The organism is Noviherbaspirillum soli, assembly GCF_015352955.1.
Taxonomy (GTDB): Bacteria; Pseudomonadota; Gammaproteobacteria; order Burkholderiales; family Burkholderiaceae_D; genus Noviherbaspirillum_A; species Noviherbaspirillum_A soli.
Window position 1 is genome coordinate 34,745 of sequence record NZ_JACYOX010000022.1, and the last position, 21,989, is coordinate 56,733.

Here is a 21,989-nt window from a genome sequence, read left to right on the forward strand (position 1 = left end):
TACAATCGTGCCTTTTTAAAGGAGCAGAGATGCAGTCCAAGCAAGTGTTGACCCTCGAAGAAGTCCGAAAAATAGCAGCCGCCGCGGAAGCCGAAGCCTTGGCCAACAACTGGGCAGTGACGATCTCGGTCGTCGACGACGGCGGTAACCTGCTGTGGCTGCAGCGTCTGGACAATGCGGCTCCGATTTCCGCGCATATCGCGCCTTCCAAGGCCCGTACTGCCGCCCTCGGCCGCCGCGAGACCAAGGTCTACGAGGACATGATCAACAACGGTCGTTTCTCCTTCATCACCGCGCCCAATCTCGACGGCCTGCTCGAAGGCGGCGTTCCCATCATGATCGGCGGGCAATGCGTCGGCGCGGTGGGCGTGTCCGGCGTCAAGTCGTCCGAAGACGTGCAAATCGCCAAGGCGGGCATCGCAGCGCTGAACGCCTGAGGTGCCGCGGCGGCAAGCCGCAGCTAGAGTTCCGGCGCGCCACGGCGCGCCGTAAAAACGGGCAAAGCTATTTGCCTGTGAGGACCGTTACGCGCTATAATCGCTGGGTTTAGCCAAAATATTTTCCGCCGTAGCGCCTACCTTCCACCCAGTTCCGAAACCAGCCCTTGCATGTGCTTCGCGTCGTCACGCGGAACAGCGCGCAGGCGGTGTCCAGGCCCAGCGCAGCGGCGGTAACCATCTCAGGAGTTACCCTTGCCGCCATTTTTCCAGGGCCAACCAGTACCGGCCATCCTTGCGCTCGCAGACGGCTCGATTTTCCGGGGCGTTTCGATTGGCGCTTCCGGCCAGACCATAGGCGAAGTCGTGTTCAATACCGCGATGACCGGCTATCAGGAAATCATCACTGACCCCAGCTACAACAGCCAGATCGTCACGCTGACCTACCCGCACATCGGCAACACCGGCGTCAATCCGGAAGACAACGAGTCCAGCCGCATCCACGCCGCCGGCCTGATCATTCGCGACCTGCCGCTGCGCGTATCCAATTTCCGCGCCACCCAGTCCCTGTCGGACTATCTGAAATCCCAGAATGTGGTCGGCATCGCCGGCATCGACACCCGCCGCCTGACGCGCCTGCTGCGCGAAAAGGGCGCGCAGAACGGCGCCATCCTGGCAGGCGCCGACGCCACCGTCGAAGACGCGCTGGCGCTGGCCCGTTCCTTCCCCGGCCTGGCCGGCATGGACCTGGCCAAGGTCGTGTCGACCAAGAAGTCCTACGTGTGGACCGAAACCGAGTGGAAGCTGGGCGAGGGCACCGGCAAGCAGGAAGCGCCGAAATACCATGTGGTCGCCTTCGATTATGGCGTCAAGTTCAACATCCTGCGCATGCTCGCCGAGCGCGGCTGCAAGGTCACCGTGCTGCCGGCGCAGGCCACTGCCCAAGAAGCGCTGGCGCTGAATCCGGACGGCATCTTCCTGTCCAACGGCCCCGGTGACCCGGAGCCCTGCGACTATGCGATCAAGGCCAGCCGCGAACTGATCGAGCGCGGCATCCCCACCTTCGGCATCTGCCTCGGCCATCAGCTGATGGCGCTGGCGTCCGGCGCCAAGACCCTGAAGATGAAATTCGGCCACCATGGCGCCAATCATCCGGTCCAGGATCTCGACAGCGGCAAGGTGATGATCACCTCCCAGAACCACGGCTTCGCGGTCGACCAGGCAACCCTTCCGGCCAACTGCCGCGTGACGCACGTCTCGCTGTTCGACAACTCGCTGCAGGGCTTCGAGCGCACCGACAAGCCGGCCTTCTGCTTCCAGGGTCATCCCGAAGCTTCGCCCGGTCCGATGGACATTGCCCCCTTGTTTGATCGCTTCGTTGCGATGATGGAGAAACTGAAACATGCCTAAGCGCAACGACATTAAAAGCATCCTGATCATCGGCGCCGGCCCGATCGTCATCGGCCAGGCCTGCGAGTTCGACTATTCCGGCGCACAGGCCTGCAAGGCGCTGCGCGAAGAGGGTTACCGCGTCATCCTGGTCAACAGCAATCCGGCGACCATCATGACCGACCCGGAAATGGCCGATGTCACCTATATCGAGCCCATCACCTGGCAGATGGTGGAGCGCATCATCGACAAGGAGCGTCCCGACGCGATCCTGCCGACCATGGGCGGCCAGACCGCGCTGAACTGCGCGCTCGACCTGCATCGCCATGGCGTGCTCGACAAGTACAAGTGCGAACTCATCGGCGCATCGCCGGAAGCCATCGACAAGGCCGAAGACCGTTCCAAGTTCAAGCAGGCCATGACCAAGATCGGCCTGGGTTCCGCGCGCTCCGGCATCGCCCATAGCCTGGAAGAGGCCTGGACGGTGCAGAAGGATGTCGGCTTCCCGGTCATCATCCGCCCGTCCTTCACCATGGGCGGCAGCGGCGGCGGCATTGCCTACAATGCGGAAGAATTCGAAGCCATCTGCAAGCGCGGCCTGGAAGCCTCGCCGACCAATGAGTTGTTGATCGAGGAATCGCTGATCGGCTGGAAAGAGTACGAGATGGAAGTGGTGCGCGACAAGGCGGACAACTGCATCATCGTCTGCTCCATCGAAAACCTGGATCCGATGGGCGTGCATACCGGCGACTCGATCACCGTGGCGCCGGCGCAGACCCTGACCGACAAGGAATACCAGATCATGCGTAACGCCTCGCTGGCGGTGCTGCGTGAAATCGGCGTCGACACCGGCGGCTCCAACGTCCAGTTCTCGATCAATCCGAAAGATGGCCGGATGATCGTGATCGAAATGAATCCGCGCGTCTCCCGTTCCTCGGCGCTGGCATCGAAGGCAACCGGCTTCCCGATCGCCAAGGTCGCCGCCAAGCTGGCGGTCGGCTTCACGCTCGACGAGCTGCGCAACGAGATCACCGGCGGCGCGACCCCGGCGTCGTTCGAGCCCAGCATCGACTACGTGGTCACCAAGATCCCGCGCTTTGCATTCGAGAAATTCCCGCAGGCCGACAACCACCTGACCACCCAGATGAAATCGGTGGGCGAGGTGATGGCCATCGGCCGCACCTTCCAGGAATCCTTTCAGAAGGCGCTGCGCGGCCTGGAAGTCGGCGTCGATGGCATGAATGAAAAGACCACCGACCGTGAAGTGATCGAGGAAGAACTCGGCGAGCCCGGCCCGGACCGCATCTGGTATGTCGGCGACGCTTTCGCCCAGGGCTTCACCCTGGAGGAAGTGCAGCAGCTGACCCATATCGATCCGTGGTTCCTGGCCCAGATCAAGGAAATCGTCGACATCGAACTTTGGCTGGAAACCCAGACGCTGGAAAGCCTGAACAAGGATGTGCTGTTCCAGTTGAAGCGCAAGGGCTTCGCCGACCGCCGTCTTGCCAAGCTGCTCAAGACCACCGACAAGGCCGTGCGCGACAAGCGCCGCGCGCTCAACATCCGCCCGGTCTACAAGCGCGTCGACACCTGCGCCGGCGAATTCGACACCGATACCGCTTACATGTACTCGACCTACGAGGAAGAGTGCGAATCGCGTCCGACCGACCGCAAGAAGATCATGGTGCTCGGCGGCGGCCCGAACCGTATTGGCCAGGGCATCGAGTTCGATTATTGCTGCGTGCACGCGGCGCTGGCAATGCGCGAGGATGGTTATGAAACCATCATGGTCAACTGCAATCCGGAAACCGTGTCGACCGACTATGACACTTCCGACCGCCTGTACTTCGAGCCGCTGACGCTGGAAGACGTGCTGGAAATCGTCGACAAGGAAAAACCTTATGGCGTGATCGTCCAGTATGGCGGCCAGACGCCGCTCAAGCTGGCGCTGGATCTGGAAGCCAACGGCGTGCCCATCGTCGGCACCTCGCCCGATATGATCGATGCAGCCGAAGACCGCGAGCGTTTCCAGAAGCTGCTGCAGGACCTGGACCTGCGCCAGCCGCCCAACCGCACTGCGCGCACCGAGGAAGATGCGCTGCGCCTGGCGCAGGAAATCGGCTATCCGCTGGTGGTTCGTCCGTCCTATGTGCTGGGCGGCCGCGCGATGGAAATCGTGCATGAGCAGCGCGATCTGGAACGCTACATGCGTGAAGCGGTCAAGGTGTCGCATGATTCGCCGGTGCTGCTGGACCGTTTCCTGAATGACGCGATCGAAGTGGACGTTGATTGCCTGTCCGACGGCAAGCGCACCTTCATCGGCGGCGTGATGGAACATATCGAGCAAGCCGGCGTGCACTCGGGCGACTCCGCCTGCTCGCTGCCGCCTTATTCGCTGTCGCAGGCTACCATAGACGAACTGAAGCGCCAGACCTCGCTGATGGCCAGGGGACTAAACGTGGTCGGCCTGATGAACGTGCAGTTCGCAATCCAGCAGAAGGAAGTCGACGGGCAGATGCAGGACGTGGTGTACGTGCTGGAAGTCAACCCGCGTGCATCCCGCACCGTGCCTTACGTCTCCAAGGCAACCGGCCTGCAGCTGGCCAAGATTGCGGCGCGCTGCATGGTAGGCCAGTCGCTCGACAGCCAGGGCATCATGAATGAAGTGGTGCCGCCGTATTTCAGCGTCAAGGAAGCGGTGTTCCCCTTCGTGAAATTCCCTGGCGTGGACACCATCCTCGGACCGGAAATGAAGTCGACCGGCGAAGTCATGGGCGTGGGCAAGACCTTCGGCGAAGCCTTCGTGAAATCACAGATGGGGGCAAGCATCCGCCTGCCGAGTTCCGGCAAGGTATTCCTGAGCGTAAAGGCGAGCGACAAGCCGCGCGCAGTGCAGGTGGCGCGCGACCTGGTCAGCATCGGGTTTTCCATCGTCGCGACCAAGGGCACGGCAGCAGCCATCAGCGCTGCCGGCATTCCGGTCGAGGTCGTCAACAAGGTGGCCGAAGGCCGTCCGCATATCGTTGACATGATCAAGAACCAGGAAATCGCTCTGGTAGTCAACACGGTCGAGGAAAAGCGCAATGCGATCACCGATTCGCGCGCGATCCGTACCTCCGCGCTGGCGGCGAGGGTGACCACCTACACCACGATTGCTGGCGCAGAGGCAGCGGTCGAAGGCATGGCGCACCTGGATGAACTGCATGCCTATGATTTACAAGGCTTGCATAACACCTTAAACTAACCCATCGATTCAATCCCGGGCCACAGAGGCCACAACACACAGCATTCCCCGGTTCGCCGGGGAATCGTCTTTGTGGCCTCTGTGGTTTTCATTTCTATACGTCAAAATATGAGCTCAGTTCCAATAACGAAACACGGCGCAGAACTTCTAAAGGAAGAACTGGCCCGCCTGAAGTCCAAGGACCGTCCTGCTGTCATCAACGCCATTGCGGAAGCCAGAGCGCAAGGCGACCTCTCCGAGAATGCCGAATATGACGCCGCCAAGGAGCGTCAGAGCTTCATTGAAGGGCGCATCGCCGATCTGGAAGGCAAACTGAGCGCCGCGCAAATCATTGATCCGGCACTGCTGGACGCGGACGGTCGTATCGTATTCGGTTCGACTGTGCGGCTGGAGGATTTGGAAAGCGGGGAAGAGGTGACTTATCAGATCGTCGGCGTCGACGAAGCTGACTTGAAGGACAAGAAGGTATCCATCACTTCGCCAATTGCTCGTGCATTAATCGGCAAGTCGGCTGGCGATGTCGTGGAAGTACAGGCGCCCGCCGGCATCCGCGAGTATGAGGTTCTGGAAGTGCGATATATATAACAGCGATCAGCGCCGCGCTTGCATCGGCGGCGCCTGCTGAAATCGCCGCTCAGTTTCCGCCGAGCGATGATTTTTTCTGGCTTGTCTGGCGTGCCTTGGCGCGCTTGATATTGCCGCCGGCGGTTACGCGCTCATTTCCCTTGAGAAGAACACGCGTGACGGACGGGCGCTTGGTGCCGCTGGCGCTGGGTTTGACAATCGTTACCTCGCGCATGCCCCGGCCCTTTTTCTCCTGGCGCTGTTTTTCTTCTTCCTTTTTTGGACGGAACAAGACAAGCAGCTTGCCAATATGCTGCACCGGCGCCGCGCCGAGTTCCGAGCAAATGGTTTCGTACATGCCGACGCGTGCTTCGCGGTCGTCGCCGAACACCCTGACCTTGATCAGGCCATGCGCATTCAAGGCGGCGTCAATTTCCTTAGTGACGGCCGGCGTCAGACCGGCTTCCCCGATGAGTACGACAGGGTTGAGTCCGTGGGCCTGTGAGCGTAGTTCGCTACGCTCTGCGGGGGTGAGTTTCAGCATAAAAATCCTTTAAAAGCAGTATTCTACGCGAATGGCAAAGAACAAATTAAACAAAAACTGGCTGCACGATCACATAAACGACCCCTATGTGAAGCTTGCCCAGAAAGAAGGCTATCGCGCGCGCGCCGCATACAAGTTGAAGGAAATCGACGAAAGCGAGAAGCTGATCCGCCCTGGCCAGATCATCGTCGACCTTGGGAGTACTCCGGGCAGCTGGTCGCAATACGTCCGCCATAAACTGTCCGGCGCAGAAAATGGTGGCATCAACGGGACCATTATTGGCCTTGACATGCTGCCTATGGAACCGATCGCCGATGTCCATTTTATTTTGGGCGACTTCCGTGAAGAAAGCGTCTTGGCAAAACTCGAACTCATCCTTGCCGGCAGAAAGGTGGATCTGGTGCTTTCCGATATGGCGCCCAACCTGTCCGGTATCGCGATTGCAGACGCCGCGCGCGTGGAGCATATTATCGATCTGGCAATCGAGTTTGCTCGTGCACACATGAAACCTTCCGGTGCATTGCTCGTCAAATGTTTCAACGGCACCGGTTTCAGTCAATTGGTGGAAAAGTTCAGGCAGGAATTCAAGACCGTCATCCAGAAAAAGCCCAAAGCCAGCCGAGACAAATCGTCAGAGATTTTCTTGCTGGGTAAATCGTTAAAAAATCCCCCTTTAAACCGGTAAATCGCTTCTTAGTCCTTGATTAAGCAGATATTCGGCCTGATATCACGCCTAGTAAGCAGCCTTTAATGCGGGTAGAATTTGCGGACGCATAGAAGGACCAATCTGAGTCCAAGGAGTTCTAGTGAACAACATGTTTTCAAAAGCCGCCATCTGGGTGGTGATCGCGCTGGTCCTCTTTACTGTTTTCAAGCAGTTCGACGATCGCGGCCTGGCTGGCGGGGCAACGCCGATTCCTTACTCGGATTTCCTGGATGAAGTAAAGGCCAAGCGTATCAAGGAAGCTACGATCGAGGATCGCACCATCATCGCCACCACCTCGGACGGCAAGAAGATCAAGGCCACCGTCACCAATCTCGACCGTGGCCTGATTGGCGATCTGGTCAACAACGATGTGAAATTCGACGTCAAGCAGCCGGAACCGCCTTCCTTCCTGTCGCAAGTTTTCATTTCGTGGTTCCCGATGCTGTTGCTCATCGGCGTCTGGGTATTCTTCATGCGCCAGATGCAGGGCGGTGGCAAGGGCGGGGCATTCTCCTTCGGAAAGTCGAAGGCGCGCATGCTGGATGAAAACAGCAACGCCGTTACCTTCGCCGATGTTGCCGGTTGCGACGAAGCCAAGGAAGAGGTGCAGGAACTGGTTGATTTCCTGCGCGACCCGACCAAGTTTCAAAAGCTTGGCGGTCGTATTCCGCGCGGCGTGCTGATGGTTGGCCCGCCGGGTACGGGTAAAACGTTGCTGGCCCGTGCCATCGCCGGTGAAGCGAAAGTCCCGTTCTTCACGATTTCCGGTTCTGACTTTGTCGAGATGTTCGTCGGCGTGGGCGCTTCCCGCGTTCGTGACATGTTCGAAAATGCGAAGAAGCATTCTCCCTGCATTATTTTCATCGATGAAATCGACGCAGTTGGCCGTCATCGCGGCGCCGGCATGGGCGGCGGAAATGACGAGCGTGAGCAGACACTGAACCAGTTGCTGGTTGAAATGGATGGCTTCGAGGCGAATGCCGGTGTAATCGTGATTGCTGCCACGAACCGCGCGGACGTGCTGGACAAGGCGCTGCTGCGTCCCGGCCGTTTTGACAGGCAGGTGGTTGTTGGCCTGCCTGACATCCGTGGCCGTGAGCAGATCCTGTATGTTCACATGCGCAAGGTGCCGATTGCGCCCGACGTCAAGGCGGATGTGCTGGCCCGCGGCACACCGGGCTTTTCCGGCGCCGACCTCGCCAACCTGGTGAACGAGGCCGCCTTGTTTGCAGCCCGCCGCAGCAAACGCCTGGTGGAAATGCAGGACTTCGAGGATGCCAAGGACAAGATCGTGATGGGTCCGGAGCGCAAGTCCGCCGTGATGCGTGAGGAAGAGCGGCGTAACACCGCTTTCCATGAGTCGGGCCATGCCGTGGTGGCGAAACTCCTGCCCAAAGCCGATCCGGTGCACAAGGTCACCATCATGCCGCGCGGTTTTGCCCTTGGCCTTACCTGGCAATTGCCTGAGCATGACCGAGTGAATATGTACAAGGACAAGATGCTGGAAGAAATCGCCATACTGTTCGCTGGCCGTATTGCCGAAGAAATATTCATGCACCAGATGTCAACCGGCGCCTCGAATGACTTCGAGCGGGCAACCAAGCTGGCACGGGCCATGGTGACTCGTTATGGCATGTCGGAAACGCTGGGCACCATGGTCTATGAAGACGCCGAGCAGGATAACTACTTTGGCCGCATGTCTGCCAAGACGGTTTCGGAAGCGACTCAGCAGAAAGTCGATCAGGAAATCCGCAGCATCCTGGATCAGCAGTATGCGCTATCGCGTCGTCTGCTTGAAGAAAACAAGGCCAAGGTTGAACTGATGGCCAATACGCTGCTCGACTGGGAAACCATCGATGCCGACCAGATCAACGACATCATGGAAGGCCGAGAGCCGCGTCCGCCGAAAGCCGGTGTGCCGGTGAAGAAGCCAACGGACAGCGGTGGCGGCGTAGCACCGACCGCCACAGCACCGGCTTGAGCTAGGTCCAAAACTTGTTGTGACAAAAGTGTTGAGATGGAAGGTGGGGAGTAAAATCCCCACCTTTGTTTTTTTGTGGAAAGCCATGCGGGAAATCATGCACTGTGGGCGTTACGATTTGTCTTTTGATCAGGCATCACGCCCGCTGGTCATGGGAATTCTTAACATTACTCCCGATTCCTTTTCCGATGGCGGTTCATTTCAGCGACTGGAAAGCGCTATCGGTCGTGCGGAACAGATGATAGTGGAAGGCGTGGATATCATCGACATAGGCGCCGAATCCACCCGTCCCGGCGTCCAGCCCTTGCCAGACGGGGAAGAACTGAACCGCTTGTTGCCGGTGCTTTACGCGCTGCGCGATTGCGGCAAGCCTATTTCAGTAGACACCCGCAATCCGAAGGTGATGCGCGAGGCGTTGCTGGCTGGAGCAGACATGATCAACGACGTGAACGGCTTTCGCACGCCTGATGCGGTAGAGGCAGTGGCCGAGAGTGATTGCGGACTTTGCATCATGCACATGCAAAATAATCCGGAAAATATGCAGACTGCGCCGCATTACAGGAACGTGGTGGAAGAAGTCGGCAATTTTTTGCGCGACGCAACTGCCCGCTTGCAAGCACGCGGAGTAAGCCGTCACCGGATCTGCATTGATCCAGGATTTGGTTTCGGTAAAAGCCTGGAACACAACTTGGCATTGTTCAAGAATCTTGCAGCTTTGAAGGCGCGCTTGGATATACCCATTCTCGTCGGGGTTTCTCGTAAGTCCATGATAGGGCAGCTTACCGGCAAACCGGTGCAGGACCGGCTGGCAGGGAGCGTGGCGGCTGCCTTGTGTGCTGCGGCACATGGTGCAGATATCGTGCGTGTACACGATGTGGCCGCAACGGTTGACGCATTCAAGGTTTGGCGCGCATTGTTGTAATTTCTGGAAGTCAACTTGGGTTATTTATGAAAAGAAAATATTTTGGCACCGATGGCGTGCGTGGCCTGGTAGGACAGGCACCGATTACAGCAGATTTCGTCATGCGCCTCGGTTATGCGGCTGGAAAGGTGCTGGCGCAGACCAAGGCATCAACCGGGCGTCCGGTCGTGTTGATAGGAAAGGACACCCGCATTTCGGGCTACATGCTGGAAGCCGCGCTGGAAGCCGGGTTTGCCGCGGCCGGTGTCGATGTGATGCTGGGCGGCCCTTTGCCTACCCCGGCTGTTGCCTACCTGACCCGGGCTCTGCGACTGTCCGCTGGCGTGGTCATTTCCGCATCCCACAACCCATTCCATGACAATGGCATCAAGTTCTTTTCCGCACAGGGCAACAAATTGCCTGATGAAGTGGAACTGGCGATCGAGGCGGCGTTAGAAGAGCCCATGGGATGCGTTTCCTCCGAAAAACTTGGGCGGGCGAAACGACTTGAAGATGCCAGAGGGCGCTACATCGAATTTTGCAAAAGCACCTTTCCGAATGAACTAGATCTGCGCGGGCTGAAACTCGTCGTCGATTGCGCTCATGGTGCGGCTTACCACATCGCGCCGGATGTATTTCATGAGCTTGGCGCGGAAGTTGTTGCCATTGGCAACCAACCTAACGGATTGAACATTAACGACAGGCATGGCGCGACGGCACCGCAAAACCTTACAAAGGCGGTTCGCGAGCATGAGGCGGATATCGGGATAGCGCTGGACGGAGATGCGGATCGTCTGTTGATGGTCGACAATTCCGGTCGGGTCTACAACGGCGATGAGTTGCTCTACATTATGGTCAAGGATCGCATGGCGACTGGCCGAATTGATGGAGCAGTAGGCACCTTGATGACAAATATGGCGTTGGAAGTGGCATTCAAACGGATGGGCGTTGGCTTTGCCCGGGCTAAAGTGGGCGACCGCTATGTGCTGGAAGTACTGCAGGAAAAGGGATGGCAAATTGGCGGCGAAGGCTCTGGCCATCTGCTTTTCCTGGATAAACATACGACCGGTGACGGTATCGTGTCTGCCTTGCAGGTGCTATCTGCCTTGAAGCGCTGTGGCAACTCGCTTGCCGCATGTACTGCTGATATTGACATGTATCCACAAAGCCTGATCAACGTGAAAGTTCAGCCCGGTTTCGAATGGCAAAATAACGAGGCGATCCTGGTGGAAAAGGAAAGGGTGGAGAACGAATTGGGCGATGAGGGCAGGGTTTTGATTCGTCCATCCGGCACCGAACCCTTGATCCGCGTAATGGTAGAGGCCAAGCACGCGGAAGCTGCTGAGAAAATGGCTAAACGTATTGCCAGCCGTGTCCCGGTCTGAAAAGAAGATTTCAACAGGAAATTGACCGCACGCGTTTGATGTTGTATAGTTTCGCTTCTCGGAGTGTGGCGCAGCCCGGTAGCGCACCTGGTTTGGGACCAGGGGGTCCAAGGTTCGAATCCTTGTACTCCGACCAGTAACATGAACGGGCTGTCTTTTGACAGCCCGTTTTCAATTCAGTCCGCATTTCAGCTCCGTTCTTGCTGCCCATAGCTCAGTTGGATAGAGCATCGGCCTTCTAAGCCGAGGGTCGGGGGTTCGAATCCCTCTGGGCAGGCCAACCGGCACTTCCTATTTATGTCCTTTGTTCGGTTTCTGCCTTTCAGGCGGATTTCTAAAAGGCACATCATTATCTCTTGCCGCAATCACTGCTTGCGATGACTTGGTGGGCAGGTCACGAAGCTTTTATTGATTTCAGTAAGCTGCAAAAATACATCTTGCTTTTCACTGAATGAGAGCTTGCTTTTCCGTATGAGTCGGTTGACGCAACTGTTCAGACAATGGTGATGAAAAATTTCCATGTTGAAATAATGATGTAGTTGATTATGTTCCTATAAAACCTCTTTTATATTGGAAGACAGCAACTCATATATGTTGCAAAAATTCATGCTAGGCAGATTTCACGATTTTCCTATTGTCTTGATGGATGACCTATATTGCCTTGAGTTTTCATATGCGGAACAAGGTCATATGGATGGTTAATAAGAGGAATGCTTTTAATCCCTGGAATCAATAGTCGTATTACTGCGGTTTCAAGCAGCAGCAAATGATTTCATAAAGCAGTTTTCTTGTTCGTGTCGACCGGAAAAGTCAATGGGAAATTATGTGCAATATCCTGTACCTGCAACAGGTTCCCTATGTGTATTGCACTGCGTGCTCCGTCAACACAGGTAAAGTTGTACTGGCCTGAGAAAGCAGGATTTTCTATCTTTTCATTTAATTTTTTTCCGCGGGTGATGCCGTCCACCGCGCCTTCTTTGAAGAGAATCCGCAACATTTTTTCAAAATCTCTTTCAGTGCAACTCGGACCTTTCCCAGCTGCCGACATGACAAACTCCCCCATTGCAATTGCGCCAAGGTTGGAGTTCCATGCGATGACCTGATGTGCGGCTGGGATGACTGCCTGCATTTCTTCCTTGTTAAGCGCCTTTGACACGCCCTTTATTTGACCCATTCCTGCCTCATTTCCGCCGTCGCCAACAGCGATCGTGTTAATGCGACGTGCATTAGCCAAGTCAGCAATTTCGTCCAAGGCGGCGTTGAAGTCACTAATTTGGATCCCGCGCATATTGAGATATTTCCCATCTTTATTTCGTCCAGGAACTTCGGTATGCACGACGGCATCAGGTTGGTGCCTGTCAAGAATGTACTCCCATGAACCAGAAGGTTCTTGATTATTGGCTTTGACTTCTTCAATTGATATATTTCTCGCACATGCCGGATCAAGGAAAAATAATTGCTCCCTCAACAAATGAGCATTATGGGTGTCTGCTACCAGAGCAACGTATTTCTCAGCACGAAAACATGCATAGGCAAGAAGCGCCGTTCCCAAAGGGCCATCTGTTTCCGGCATGTTTTCCGCTACGTTAAAGCCAGTGCAAAGCAAGACTCTGGTTGCCTGAAGCAAAGTGTGAACGGCTGTGTTGAAATTGCCGGCTCCCGACTCGCGCACAAAATTGCCAATACCACGTGCCTGGAAGGCCATAAGCAGTGGCGTGATCAGGTTCAAACGGTTCCATGTCGCTTCGGAGAATGCCTGTTTGGACTGTTCTATGTCCACGAACAAAGGCTGAGAGAAATTTGTCGGATGAGGAGGGGCGCCGTGACTCTCTCCTCGATCATGAAAGAAGATCGGCGTGCTGTTAACCATTCTGGCTTTTGGCTGTTTTAAAGCGTTGTCTCCTGTTACTGAAAAATCATGTGGGGGTGAGTAATGCCTTGTGTATTTTGTTATGGGATGGCTGTCTGAAAAAGAGATTGACTGGGCGCGTGCCGAGTGTGTCGTTCTGCCAGCTATTGTCCGCAGCATTATTACCTCCTTAAAATTAATTCAATAAAGTACAGCTAATTGAACAGCTAAAAGTGTGAAATCCAGTTTTTATGCGTTGATAATGTCTCTGAAATATCGGTGTCGAAAAGAAAAAGATAGTCCCGCCATGCCAGTGCTTCCTGGGCATGATGCGAGAATTGCTCAATCAGCATTTTTCCTGTTGCCTCTACGAGTTGAACAACGGCTACCAAAATGACATGCCCCGTGTGCGGGGATAAGGAAAATATTGCTTTTGTACTGCAAAATTGCAGATAATTTTTTTTCAATAACTGATCGTACACAGCAGGGAGTTGATTGCCCGGAGGCAGGCCATAATCGATATAGCAGTAAATGTTTTCGGGCGTAATATGATTCTGGTAAATGATGGCGCATTCCACCTCATCGACATTAAACGATTTCCCTTCCGCAATGGCATCAGGCTCTGCCAAGGCGGTGAGGCCGCAAAATTCGTCGATCAGTTGCCTAAACTTGTTTTCCATTGATGCCCCTGAACCTTGGTGAAAAAGCGGAATAACTGATTCTCAGCCCTGATTGTTGCGGGCTTCAGAAGCAGGTATTCGTCTATCTTCAATAAGCCCAGGCGCGTAAGTTGCTGCGACTGCTGTCGAGTTCCTTGACTTTGATTTGAAAAAATTAAATGAAGGAAAAGATTTCGAAGAGTGTTCTATCGATGAATTGGCTGGCCGGATTTCGGCCGTCAGGAGGAGGGATGTTTATCTTGCAGTAAGAGAAATCAGGATGGGGTTCACCTGCCTTGGCACTCGGCGTTGAAGCGCTCGGCCTTCCGACGCGCATGACGCTTCAATGCTTCGGATTTTTCGGAGACCAGATGATTGGAAGAGGCGGCATCTTCAGCACTCCACTTTTTCTCCAGGCCGAGCTGGGTGCATCGCTTCCTGGCGGCAGCCACGGTTTTTTCGCGGCCAGTTTCTCGTCGGCGGCGTTCACTTTGCGCGCGCTCTTCCTGCTTTTCCATGGTGGCGAGTTGTTCCCGCTCTTGCTGAGCAAGTCGGCGTGCACCTGCTGGATCGGAAGCGGCAGGCGGAAGTGGCAGTTCCACCTGCTTCCCGGCACAGGGGATATCGGAGTACACGATGCCGCCATGCGTTTCGCATCGGTACACCGCCAGGGCAGGTGCTGCAACGATCATCATCGAAAACAGCATCAGCCCTGATCGCATGTATCCCTCGCTTCTCTGGTTATAAGACCTTTCCCGGATTCATCAGTTGAAGCGGGTCCAGTGCCTGCTTGATCGTTCGCATCAGGCGCATTTCGACGTCAGACTTGTATTGCTTTACTTCCTCGCGTTTCAATGCCCCCAAGCCATGCTCGGCGGAGATCGAACCGTTGTAGCTGTTGACGCTGTCATGGACCACCTGATTGACTTCATGCTGACGGTTGATGAACTCATCCGCTGGCACGCCCACTGGCGGCGAGACGTTGTAGTGCAGGTTGCCATCTCCCAGGTGGCCGAAGGTGACCATCTGTATACCCGGAAATTGCTCGGCAAGCGAGGCGTCGGTTTCACGTATGAAATCACCGATACGGGAAATCGGCACCGATACATCGTGCTTGATATTCTTGCCTTCGTCGGCTTGCGCCAAGGTAATGTGTTCACGCAGGTCCCATAGCGCACGCGACTGCGCAATGGACCCTGCAACGACTGCATCCTGGATGACGTCTTCCTCCAGCGCGCTGGTGATCAGCGACTCCAGCGTTTCCATCGCGTGCTCTTCGGACTCGCTATCCGATAATTCGAGCAGCACATACTGTGGATACGGCTGCGGAAATGGAAGCTGCATTTGTGGATAATGTTTCGCAACAAGTTCCAGGCAAAACTGCGACATCAGCTCGAAGCCCGTCAGTGTCGCCCCGCAGCGCTGCTGCGCCAGTGTCAGCAGCGCCAGGGCGTTGTCGGTCGTCTGCATGGCCGCCAGTGCAGTCAGCTGCGCCTTCGGCTGGGGAAACAGCTTGATCACCGCGCCCGTGATGATGCCCAGCGTGCCTTCAGCGCCGATGAACAGATCGCGCAGATCGTAGCCAGTGTTGTCCTTGCGCAGTCCGCGCAGGCCATTCCATATCTCGCCTTGCGGCGTGACGACTTCCAGGCCCAGGCATAGTTCGCGGGTATTGCCGTAACGCAGAACGCCGGTGCCGCCTGCATTGGTCGACAGGTTGCCGCCTATCGTGCAACTGCCTTCGGCTCCCAGCGAGAGCGGAAACAGGCGGCCCGCCTCGGCTGCCGCGTTCTGGATTTGAGCGAGGATGCAACCGGCGTCCACCGTCATGGTGTTATTGATCACGTCAACCGCCCTGATCCGGTTCATGCGTCCGAGCGAGAGCACGACTTCACGACCGCTGTCGTCGGGCACGCTGCCCAGCACCAGTCCGGTATTGCCGCCCTGTGGCACGACCGGCACCCGTGCTTCACTGCACAGCTTGACCAGGGCCGCGACTTCCTCCACCGACCCCGGCCGCAGGATGGCCTGGGCGCGGCCGGTGAAGCGGCGGCGCCAGTCGGTAAGGTAAGGGGCCATGTCGGCCTCGTTGGTGATGACATAGGGCGCGCCAATGGCGGCGCGGCACAGATCGAGAAAATTATTCATTCACGGATTCCGAAGCTTTTTTGATGACCTGCCTGGCCAGCATCTTTGCCGACTTTTTATAGGGGCGCAGATAGAGCAGGCTGCAGAGGAAGAAAATGCTGACCAGGGCGATCTCGCCGTAAGCCAGCCACGCGGAAAGGCCGGTGTCGGTATAGGCTCGCACCGATCCTTCGGCCAGATAGATCAATATCAGCATGGACGACCATTGCAGCGTGTAGACGTCACGCTTGATGATGCCGCGCAATGGCAGCAGCAGAGGAATGATCTTGAGCACCAGCCAGGAGCCGCCGGGACGCAGCGGCGCCAGCACTGTTTCCCATAGCGCGCAAAGGATGATCAAGGCGATCAGGCTGCCTACGGCACCGAAGTAGAAGGCTTTCTGGGCGGGGCTTTGCATCATGCGCCTCGTAATTTCAATGCGGTGAGCGCCAGGCGGCGGCCGAGTGCGATGGTCAGGGTACGGCTGTCCTCGCCGATCTGGCGGTCGCCGTTCAGGCCTGCCCAGTGACTGGCGCCATAGGGCGTGCCGCCGCCGGCGGTGGTCATCAGTTCAGGGTGGGTGTAGGGCAGGCCCAGCATCAGCATGCCATGGTGCATGAGCGGCAGCATCATCGACAGCAGGGTCGATTCCTGGCCGCCGTGCAGGCTGCCGGTAGAGGTGAATACGCAGGCCGGCTTGTCGACCAGCGTGCCTGCCAGCCATTCGGCGCTGGTGCCATCCCAGAAATATTTCATTGCCGACGCCATGTTGCCGAACCGCGTGGGCGAGCCCAGAGCCAGGCCGTCGCATTCCCGCAGGTCGTCGAGTTCGACGTAGGGCGGCCCATGGTCGGGTATGGCGGGCGCACTGGCCTGGGTGACTGTCGAGACCGCCGGCACGGTGCGCAGGCGGGCTTCGCAGCCCTTAACGCTGTCGATGCCCTGGCAGATGAGGTCGGCCATCTTGCGGGTGGCGCCATGGCGGGAATAGTAGAGAACCAACAGGGTGAGCGTGCGCTGAGTCATGCTTGGTATTATAGGGCGCTTTGGCTATAACAAAATCGCACAGCGCATGCTCTCGGATGACCAATCGCTCTTCGCCGGATTCGCCAATGTGCAGGTGCGCGACCTGCTGCGGTTCGCCGGCCGCCGCCTGCAGGAAGAACGCCTGCCTCAGGTCGCCGGCAGCCTGACCTTCACCACGGTGCTGGCCCTGGTGCCGGTGCTGACCATTGCGCTGGCCGTCTTCACCACGTTTCCGCTGTTCGATACCTTCCGCCGCGCTCTGGAAAGCTACTTTCTGCGCAGCCTGATTCCGGGCGGGATCGCCAATACCATCCTGAACTACCTGAACCAGTTCGCCAGCCAGGCGACCCGGCTGTCTGCCGTCGGCGCAGTGGCCCTGATTGCCACCGCGGTGGCCATGGTAGGCACGGTCGACCGCACCTTCAACCGGATCTGGCGGGTCCGGACCAAGCGGCCGTTCGCGCAGCGGGTGCTGACTTATTGGGCTGTCATCACCCTGGGACCCTTGCTGATCGGCGTTTCCATCTCGCTGACCGGTTACCTGTTTGCCGCCACCAATGGCGTCGTGCTGAGGGTGCCGCTGCTGGGCGCGCTGGCGTACACCCTGGTATCGCTGGCGCTCAATTCAGGCGCTTTCACGCTGCTGTACATGGTGGTGCCGAATCGGCTGATCGACTGGCGCGATGCCGCCTGTGGCGGGGTGCTGGCGGCGATTGCATTCGAATTGTCCAAGCGGCTCTTTGCGGTGTTCGTCGCCAGCTTTCCCACTTATACCGTGCTGTATGGCACGCTGGCCGCCATGCCGCTGTTTCTGGTCTGGGTCTATCTGGGCTGGCTGATTATTTTGATCGGCGCGACGCTGGCGGCGGCGCTGCCGGTGGTGCGTTATGAACGCTGGTGGCATGTGCCACGACCCGGCAGCGAATTCATCGATGCGCTCGCCCTGCTGGGCATGCTGTACCAGGCCCGGCATGAAGAGTCGGCCGCGGTATCGGCGGCAACGCTGCGCACGCGCACCCGCATTGGCTTTGAAGAGTCGGAACGGTTGCTGCAGCAAATGCTGGAAGCGGGCTGGGTCGGGCGTATCAGGCAGGAGGCGGTGCGCCGTCGCGTGCAGTTCGGCAAGCGCCAGACCGAGGGATTGGACAGCTGGACCCTGCTCGGCAATCCGGATCAGTTACGGCTGGCCGAAGTCTACCGGCTGTTCGTCTTCACTGCGACCGACGGCCTGCCGCTTTCGCAGGCAGTGGAGGAGGCGGTGGAGCAGGGGCTGCAGCAGACGCTGGCGGATTATTTTCGCCGGCATCCGCTGCCTGTGCTTGCCTGAGGACGCTATGTTTCGCTGGCAAAGCCGTACAGCGCGTCCAGCACCGCATCAGGCTGCTCCGCCATCAGCGAGTGACCCGCGGCCGGGACTATGACGGTGCGGGCATGGGCTATTGCCTGCTTCAGCGTGGAGGTCGCCTTCGGTGGCGTCATCATGTCGCGCTGGCCCAGCAGGAGCAGGGTGGGGCAGCTGACCTTTGCAGCAGCGGCTTGGCCATGCGCATAGTCGTTGCAGACTGAAAAATCGGTATGGAACAACAGTTCCGGGCCGCGCTGCGCGATGCGCTGCATCAGCCGGCGCGAGCCTTCCATCACGGAGAAGCCGGGTCCCGGGCTGGACGGCTTGGCCGACATCGTCGAGTGCGACCAGATGTTGACCATATCGATGGCGCGCTGCTCCTCCTCGCGTGCCGCGCTCAACAGCGCATCGGATACCTTCATCGGATAGGCGGTGCCGACCAGCGCCAGCTTGCTCACGCGCTCGGGCGCGCTGCCGGCGGTTTCCAGCGCCGCCAGCGAGCCCATGCTGTGCCCGATCAGCATGGCCTTGTCGATGCCGGCGGCGTCGAGCAGCGCAAGCAGCCACGCGCTGATCGCTTCAATGCTGTTCAGGGCCGGGCCGGCGCTGCGGCCATGGCCGGGCAGATCGACCGCCAGCACGTTATAGCCGTGATGGGCGAAGTAGCGGGTCTGCAGGATCCATACCGAATGGTCGGATTGCGCGCCGTGAATGAACACCACGCTGGGCTGCGCCGGATTGAAGGCTTTGCCGCCGGTGTAGCAGTAGGCAGTCTTTTCCTGGATCTGGAAGTCCATCTCAGCGTCCCTTCTGCGCAGCCTTCAGGCCGCGCGACAAGTCTTCGATCAGGTCGTCGGCATCCTCCAGGCCGACGGACAGGCGCATCGTGCCTTCCTTGATGCCGGAGGCGGCCAGCTGTTCGGCGGGCACCCGGAAGTGGGTGGTGGAAGCGGGATGAATCACCAGCGACTTGGCATCGCCGACATTGGCCAGATGGGAGAAGATGCTCAGTGCCTCGACGAAGCGGCGGCCGGCGGCGCGGTCGCCGCGGATGCTGAAGGAGAACACGGCGCCGCAGCCGCGCGGCAACAGGCGCTTGGCAAGCTCATGGTCCGGGTGCGATGGCAATTCAGGATAGGACACCGATTCCACCGCCGGATGGGCAGCCAGGAATTCCACCACGCGGCGGGCGTTGGCCACATGCTTTTCCATGCGTAGCGGCAGGGTCTCTATGCCCTGCAGGATCGCAAATGCATTGTGCGGGCTCATTACCGCGCCGAAGTCGCGCAGGCCTTCGCGCCGCGCGCGCAGCGCGAAGGGCGCCACCGTCGACTCTTCGGAAAAGACCATGCCGTGGAAGCCGTCGTACGGCTCGCACAGTTCAGGGAAGTTGCCGGTCCGGTCATGCGCCGCCTGCCAGTCGAAGGTGCCGCCGTCGACCAGCAGGCCGCCGACCGCGGTGCCGTGGCCGCACAGGAATTTGGTGGCGGAATGAAACAGCAGATCGGCGCCGTGCTCGAAGGGCTTGAGCAACCAGGGCGTGGTGAAGGTGGAGTCCACCATCAGCGGCAGATGATGCTCATGCGCGACCTCGGCCACGCGCGGAATGTCCAGCACGTCCAGGCCGGGGTTGCCCAGGGTTTCGCCGAACAGCACCTTGGTGTTGGGCTGGATGGCATTGCGCCAGGCATCGATGTCGCGCGGGTCGACGAAGGTGGTGGCTATGCCGAAGCGCTTCATCGTATAGGCCAGCAGATTCTGCGAGCCGCCATACAGTGCGCGCGATGCGACCACATGCGCGCCGGCGCCGGCGATGGTGGCCAGGCCCAGGTGCATCGCTGCCTGGCCGCTGGCCACGGCGATGCCGGCCACGCCGCCTTCCAGCGCCGCGATGCGCTCTTCCAGCACCGCATTGGTCGGATTGGAGATGCGTGAATACACATGGCCGGCGCGCTCCATGTTGAACAGGGCGGCGGCATGGTCGGAGTCCTTGAAGACGTAGGACGTGGTGAGGTAGATCGGGGTGGCGCGGGCGCCGGTGGCGGGGTCGGGAACGGCGCCGGCATGCAGCGCCATCGTGTCGAAGCCCGGGTATCTGGGGTCGCTCATGGCTGGTCTCTCTCCTTGATTATTGCCGGGCATCGTAGCAGTTGCGGCCCGGGCGTGCGCTGGATTTTTCAGGACGGTTACGCTACATTGCGGAAGGCAAAACAATAACGGGCTGGGCGGACATGAAAGTTTCAGAGATTTTAAAGGTCAAGGGCGACATCCTCTATACCGTCACGCCGGAAACCCCATTGCAGCAGGCCATCGCCACCATGGCTGAAAGGGACATCGGTTCCCTGGTCGTGATGGAATTCGGTGAACTGGTCGGCATGCTGACCTTCCGCGAAGTGGTCAAGGCAGTGCACGCAAACGAGGGCGTGGTGGGCAATGGCACTGTCCGCAGGCATATGGATGATCACCCGATCACGATCACGCCCGATACCGATATCAATGAAGTGCGCCGCCTGATGCTGGAGCGCCATGCCCGCTATGTGCCGGTGGTGAATGCCAAAACCCTGCTCGGCGTGATTTCCTTCTATGACGTGGCCAAGGCGGTGTTCGAGGCGCAGAGCTTCGAGAACAAGATGCTGAAGGCCTATATCCGCGATTGGCCCAACGAGGGGGACGAGTAGGCCGTCGCATGCAGATCCAAGCCGTTCATCGCGTTTGCCGCATGAACGGCTTTTTTTATGGCCGCGGCCAACGAGACAGCCGTCGCGGCTTGCCGCAGAACAGACAAGGAGACTTATGCATATCGCCATCATCGGCGCCGGGCTTGCCGGCTTGAGTTGCGCGCGCGAGCTTCTGGCCGCCCGCCATACCGTGACGATCTATGAAAAGCATCCCGATGTGGGTGGCCGTACCCGGACCTGCGAAACCGAAGTCGGCGGCCTCGATTTTGGCGCCCAGTACTTCACTGCCCAGAGCGATGCCTTCCAGAAGCGGGTGGCCGCCTGGCGCAGGGCGGGCTGGGTTGCGCCCTGGAGCGGCAAGCTGGTGCGCCTGGAAGACGGCAAGGCGCAGTCGGCGGGCCGCGCCCAGCAGCGGCTGGTGGGCGTGCCGGGCATGGGATCGCTGGCCGGCCATCTTGCGCTGGGCGCCGACGTGCGCCTGGAGCAGCGGGTCAATGCAATCGAAGCCCATGGCGACCAGTGGCTGCTGTCGGTGGAAGCCGACACGGTGCCGATCCCGGCCACCGCCGGGCCGTTCGACGCAGTGATACTCGCCATTCCGTCCGACCAGGCGACATTGCTGCTGGAAGCGGCGCCCGAACTGGGGGCCAAGACCGCTGCGATGCAGATGGCGCCTTGCTGGTCGCTGATACTGGCATTCCAGGACACGCTGGGCCTGGCGTATGACGGCGCCTGGGTGCAGGGCGGGCGGCTGGGCTGGATCGCGCGCGACGCCTCCAAGCCGCAGCGCCGGCCCGGCGAGCACTGGATCGCGCATTCCACGCCCGAATGGGCTACCGAGCACCTGATGGAAGACCCGGAACGTGCCCGCGAGAAGCTGCTCAAGGCCTTCCACGAGATCACCGGTTCTGCCGTCCAGCCCGTGTATTCGGCGGTGCATCGCTGGCCTTATGCGCAGGCGCTGCAGCCCTTGCCAGGCGTGTTCCTGTGGGATGAAGCGCGCCGCATCGGCGTCTGCGGCGACTGGTTCGACTGCGGACTGGAAGGGGGCGGGCGCATCGAAAATGCCTGCCTGAGCGGGATGGCGCTTGGCAACGCGATTGCCTGAGGTAGACTCCGGTTTTTGATTTCCTGCCGGCACGCATCGTGCCGGC

20 protein-coding genes and 2 tRNA genes are annotated in these 21,989 nt (G+C 58.6%); 13 read left to right on the forward strand and 9 right to left on the reverse strand.

Annotation, left to right across the window (positions count from 1 at the left end; all coding sequences use genetic code 11):
- Positions 1-29: 29 nt before the first annotated feature.
- The 4 genes from IGW04_RS15590 to greA all read left to right on the forward strand — a co-directional run bounded on the left by IGW04_RS15590 (position 30) and on the right by greA (position 5,655).
- The gene (locus IGW04_RS15590; protein WP_194714009.1) at positions 30-437 is read left to right on the forward strand and encodes a GlcG/HbpS family heme-binding protein; all 408 of its coding nucleotides are present in this window, start codon (positions 30-32) and stop codon (positions 435-437) included.
- Positions 438-692: 255 nt separating this feature from the next.
- Positions 693-1,847, forward strand: coding sequence for a glutamine-hydrolyzing carbamoyl-phosphate synthase small subunit (gene carA / locus IGW04_RS15595; RefSeq protein ID WP_194714010.1), 1,155 nt, complete (start codon positions 693-695; stop codon positions 1,845-1,847).
- Positions 1,840-5,070 (forward strand): carbamoyl-phosphate synthase large subunit, encoded by a 3,231-nt coding sequence (gene carB / locus IGW04_RS15600; RefSeq protein WP_194714011.1) that lies wholly within the window; start codon positions 1,840-1,842, stop codon positions 5,068-5,070. The genes carA and carB overlap by 8 nt, the downstream gene beginning before the upstream one ends.
- A gap of 108 nt (positions 5,071-5,178) precedes the next feature.
- Complete coding sequence (gene greA, locus IGW04_RS15605) at positions 5,179-5,655, forward strand: transcription elongation factor GreA (RefSeq protein WP_194714012.1); 477 nt, start codon at positions 5,179-5,181, stop codon at positions 5,653-5,655.
- Between the two features lie 49 nt (positions 5,656-5,704).
- On the opposite strand, the gene yhbY is transcribed toward greA, so the two are convergent.
- Entirely contained in the window at positions 5,705-6,178 is a 474-nt protein-coding gene (gene yhbY, locus IGW04_RS15610; RefSeq protein WP_194714013.1) for a ribosome assembly RNA-binding protein YhbY, read from the reverse strand.
- A gap of 31 nt (positions 6,179-6,209) precedes the next feature.
- On the opposite strand from yhbY, the gene IGW04_RS15615 reads away from it, so the two are divergent.
- The 6 genes from IGW04_RS15615 to IGW04_RS15640 all read left to right on the forward strand — a co-directional run bounded on the left by IGW04_RS15615 (position 6,210) and on the right by IGW04_RS15640 (position 11,431).
- Positions 6,210-6,863 carry an RlmE family RNA methyltransferase gene (locus IGW04_RS15615; RefSeq protein WP_194714014.1) on the forward strand — a complete coding sequence of 218 codons (654 nt, stop codon included), beginning with the start codon at positions 6,210-6,212 and terminating at the stop codon, positions 6,861-6,863.
- Positions 6,864-6,984: 121 nt separating this feature from the next.
- A complete protein-coding gene (gene ftsH, locus IGW04_RS15620; protein WP_194714015.1) occupies positions 6,985-8,865 on the forward strand; it encodes an ATP-dependent zinc metalloprotease FtsH in 1,881 nt (626 codons plus the stop codon).
- An 85-nt stretch (positions 8,866-8,950) separates the two neighbouring features.
- Positions 8,951-9,787: a dihydropteroate synthase gene (gene folP / locus IGW04_RS15625; protein WP_194714016.1), complete on the forward strand. Its 837-nt coding sequence runs from the start codon at positions 8,951-8,953 to the stop codon at positions 9,785-9,787.
- A 26-nt stretch (positions 9,788-9,813) separates the two neighbouring features.
- Complete coding sequence (glmM, locus tag IGW04_RS15630) at positions 9,814-11,151, forward strand: phosphoglucosamine mutase (protein ID WP_194714017.1); 1,338 nt, start codon at positions 9,814-9,816, stop codon at positions 11,149-11,151.
- Between the two features lie 59 nt (positions 11,152-11,210).
- Positions 11,211-11,287, forward strand: a tRNA-Pro gene (locus IGW04_RS15635).
- Positions 11,288-11,354: 67 nt separating this feature from the next.
- Positions 11,355-11,431 (forward strand) — tRNA-Arg (locus IGW04_RS15640).
- A 492-nt stretch (positions 11,432-11,923) separates the two neighbouring features.
- Here the strand turns inward: IGW04_RS15640 and IGW04_RS15645 are convergent.
- The 6 genes from IGW04_RS15645 to wrbA all read right to left on the reverse strand — a co-directional run bounded on the left by IGW04_RS15645 (position 11,924) and on the right by wrbA (position 16,812).
- Complete coding sequence (locus tag IGW04_RS15645) at positions 11,924-13,180, reverse strand: glutamate cyclase domain-containing protein (protein ID WP_194714018.1); 1,257 nt, start codon at positions 13,178-13,180, stop codon at positions 11,924-11,926.
- Positions 13,181-13,227: 47 nt separating this feature from the next.
- Positions 13,228-13,680, reverse strand: a complete 453-nt coding sequence (locus IGW04_RS15650) for a CesT family type III secretion system chaperone (protein ID WP_194714019.1) — start codon at positions 13,678-13,680, stop codon at positions 13,228-13,230.
- Positions 13,681-13,946: 266 nt separating this feature from the next.
- Positions 13,947-14,366, reverse strand: a complete 420-nt coding sequence (locus tag IGW04_RS15655) for a DUF4124 domain-containing protein (protein WP_194714020.1) — start codon at positions 14,364-14,366, stop codon at positions 13,947-13,949.
- A gap of 34 nt (positions 14,367-14,400) precedes the next feature.
- Positions 14,401-15,807: an FAD-binding oxidoreductase gene (locus tag IGW04_RS15660; RefSeq protein WP_194714021.1), complete on the reverse strand. Its 1,407-nt coding sequence runs from the start codon at positions 15,805-15,807 to the stop codon at positions 14,401-14,403.
- Complete coding sequence (locus IGW04_RS15665; RefSeq protein WP_194714061.1) at positions 15,800-16,204, reverse strand: DUF2069 domain-containing protein; 405 nt, start codon at positions 16,202-16,204, stop codon at positions 15,800-15,802. The genes IGW04_RS15660 and IGW04_RS15665 overlap by 8 nt, the downstream gene beginning before the upstream one ends.
- On the reverse strand, positions 16,204-16,812 hold the full coding sequence (wrbA, locus tag IGW04_RS15670; protein ID WP_194714022.1) for an NAD(P)H:quinone oxidoreductase: 609 nt from the start codon (positions 16,810-16,812) through the stop codon (positions 16,204-16,206). The genes IGW04_RS15665 and wrbA overlap by 1 nt, the downstream gene beginning before the upstream one ends.
- Before the next feature lie 46 nt (positions 16,813-16,858).
- On the opposite strand from wrbA, the gene IGW04_RS15675 reads away from it, so the two are divergent.
- Positions 16,859-18,139: a YihY family inner membrane protein gene (locus tag IGW04_RS15675; protein WP_194714023.1), complete on the forward strand. Its 1,281-nt coding sequence runs from the start codon at positions 16,859-16,861 to the stop codon at positions 18,137-18,139.
- 5 nt (positions 18,140-18,144) lie between these two features.
- Here the strand turns inward: IGW04_RS15675 and IGW04_RS15680 are convergent, their stop codons facing one another.
- Together IGW04_RS15680 and IGW04_RS15685 are read right to left on the reverse strand one after the other, a co-directional pair.
- Positions 18,145-18,954, reverse strand: a complete 810-nt coding sequence (locus tag IGW04_RS15680; protein ID WP_194714024.1) for an alpha/beta fold hydrolase — start codon at positions 18,952-18,954, stop codon at positions 18,145-18,147.
- 1 nt (position 18,955) lies between these two features.
- Positions 18,956-20,266 (reverse strand): O-acetylhomoserine aminocarboxypropyltransferase, encoded by a 1,311-nt coding sequence (locus tag IGW04_RS15685; RefSeq protein ID WP_194714025.1) that lies wholly within the window; start codon positions 20,264-20,266, stop codon positions 18,956-18,958.
- 122 nt (positions 20,267-20,388) lie between these two features.
- Here IGW04_RS15685 and IGW04_RS15690 point away from each other — a divergent pair, with 122 nt between their 5' ends.
- Both IGW04_RS15690 and IGW04_RS15695 read left to right on the forward strand, forming a co-directional pair.
- On the forward strand, positions 20,389-20,835 hold the full coding sequence (locus tag IGW04_RS15690) for a CBS domain-containing protein (RefSeq protein WP_194714026.1): 447 nt from the start codon (positions 20,389-20,391) through the stop codon (positions 20,833-20,835).
- Between the two features lie 115 nt (positions 20,836-20,950).
- Positions 20,951-21,943, forward strand: coding sequence for an NAD(P)/FAD-dependent oxidoreductase (locus IGW04_RS15695; RefSeq protein WP_194714027.1), 993 nt, complete (start codon positions 20,951-20,953; stop codon positions 21,941-21,943).
- Positions 21,944-21,989: the final 46 nt, after the last annotated feature.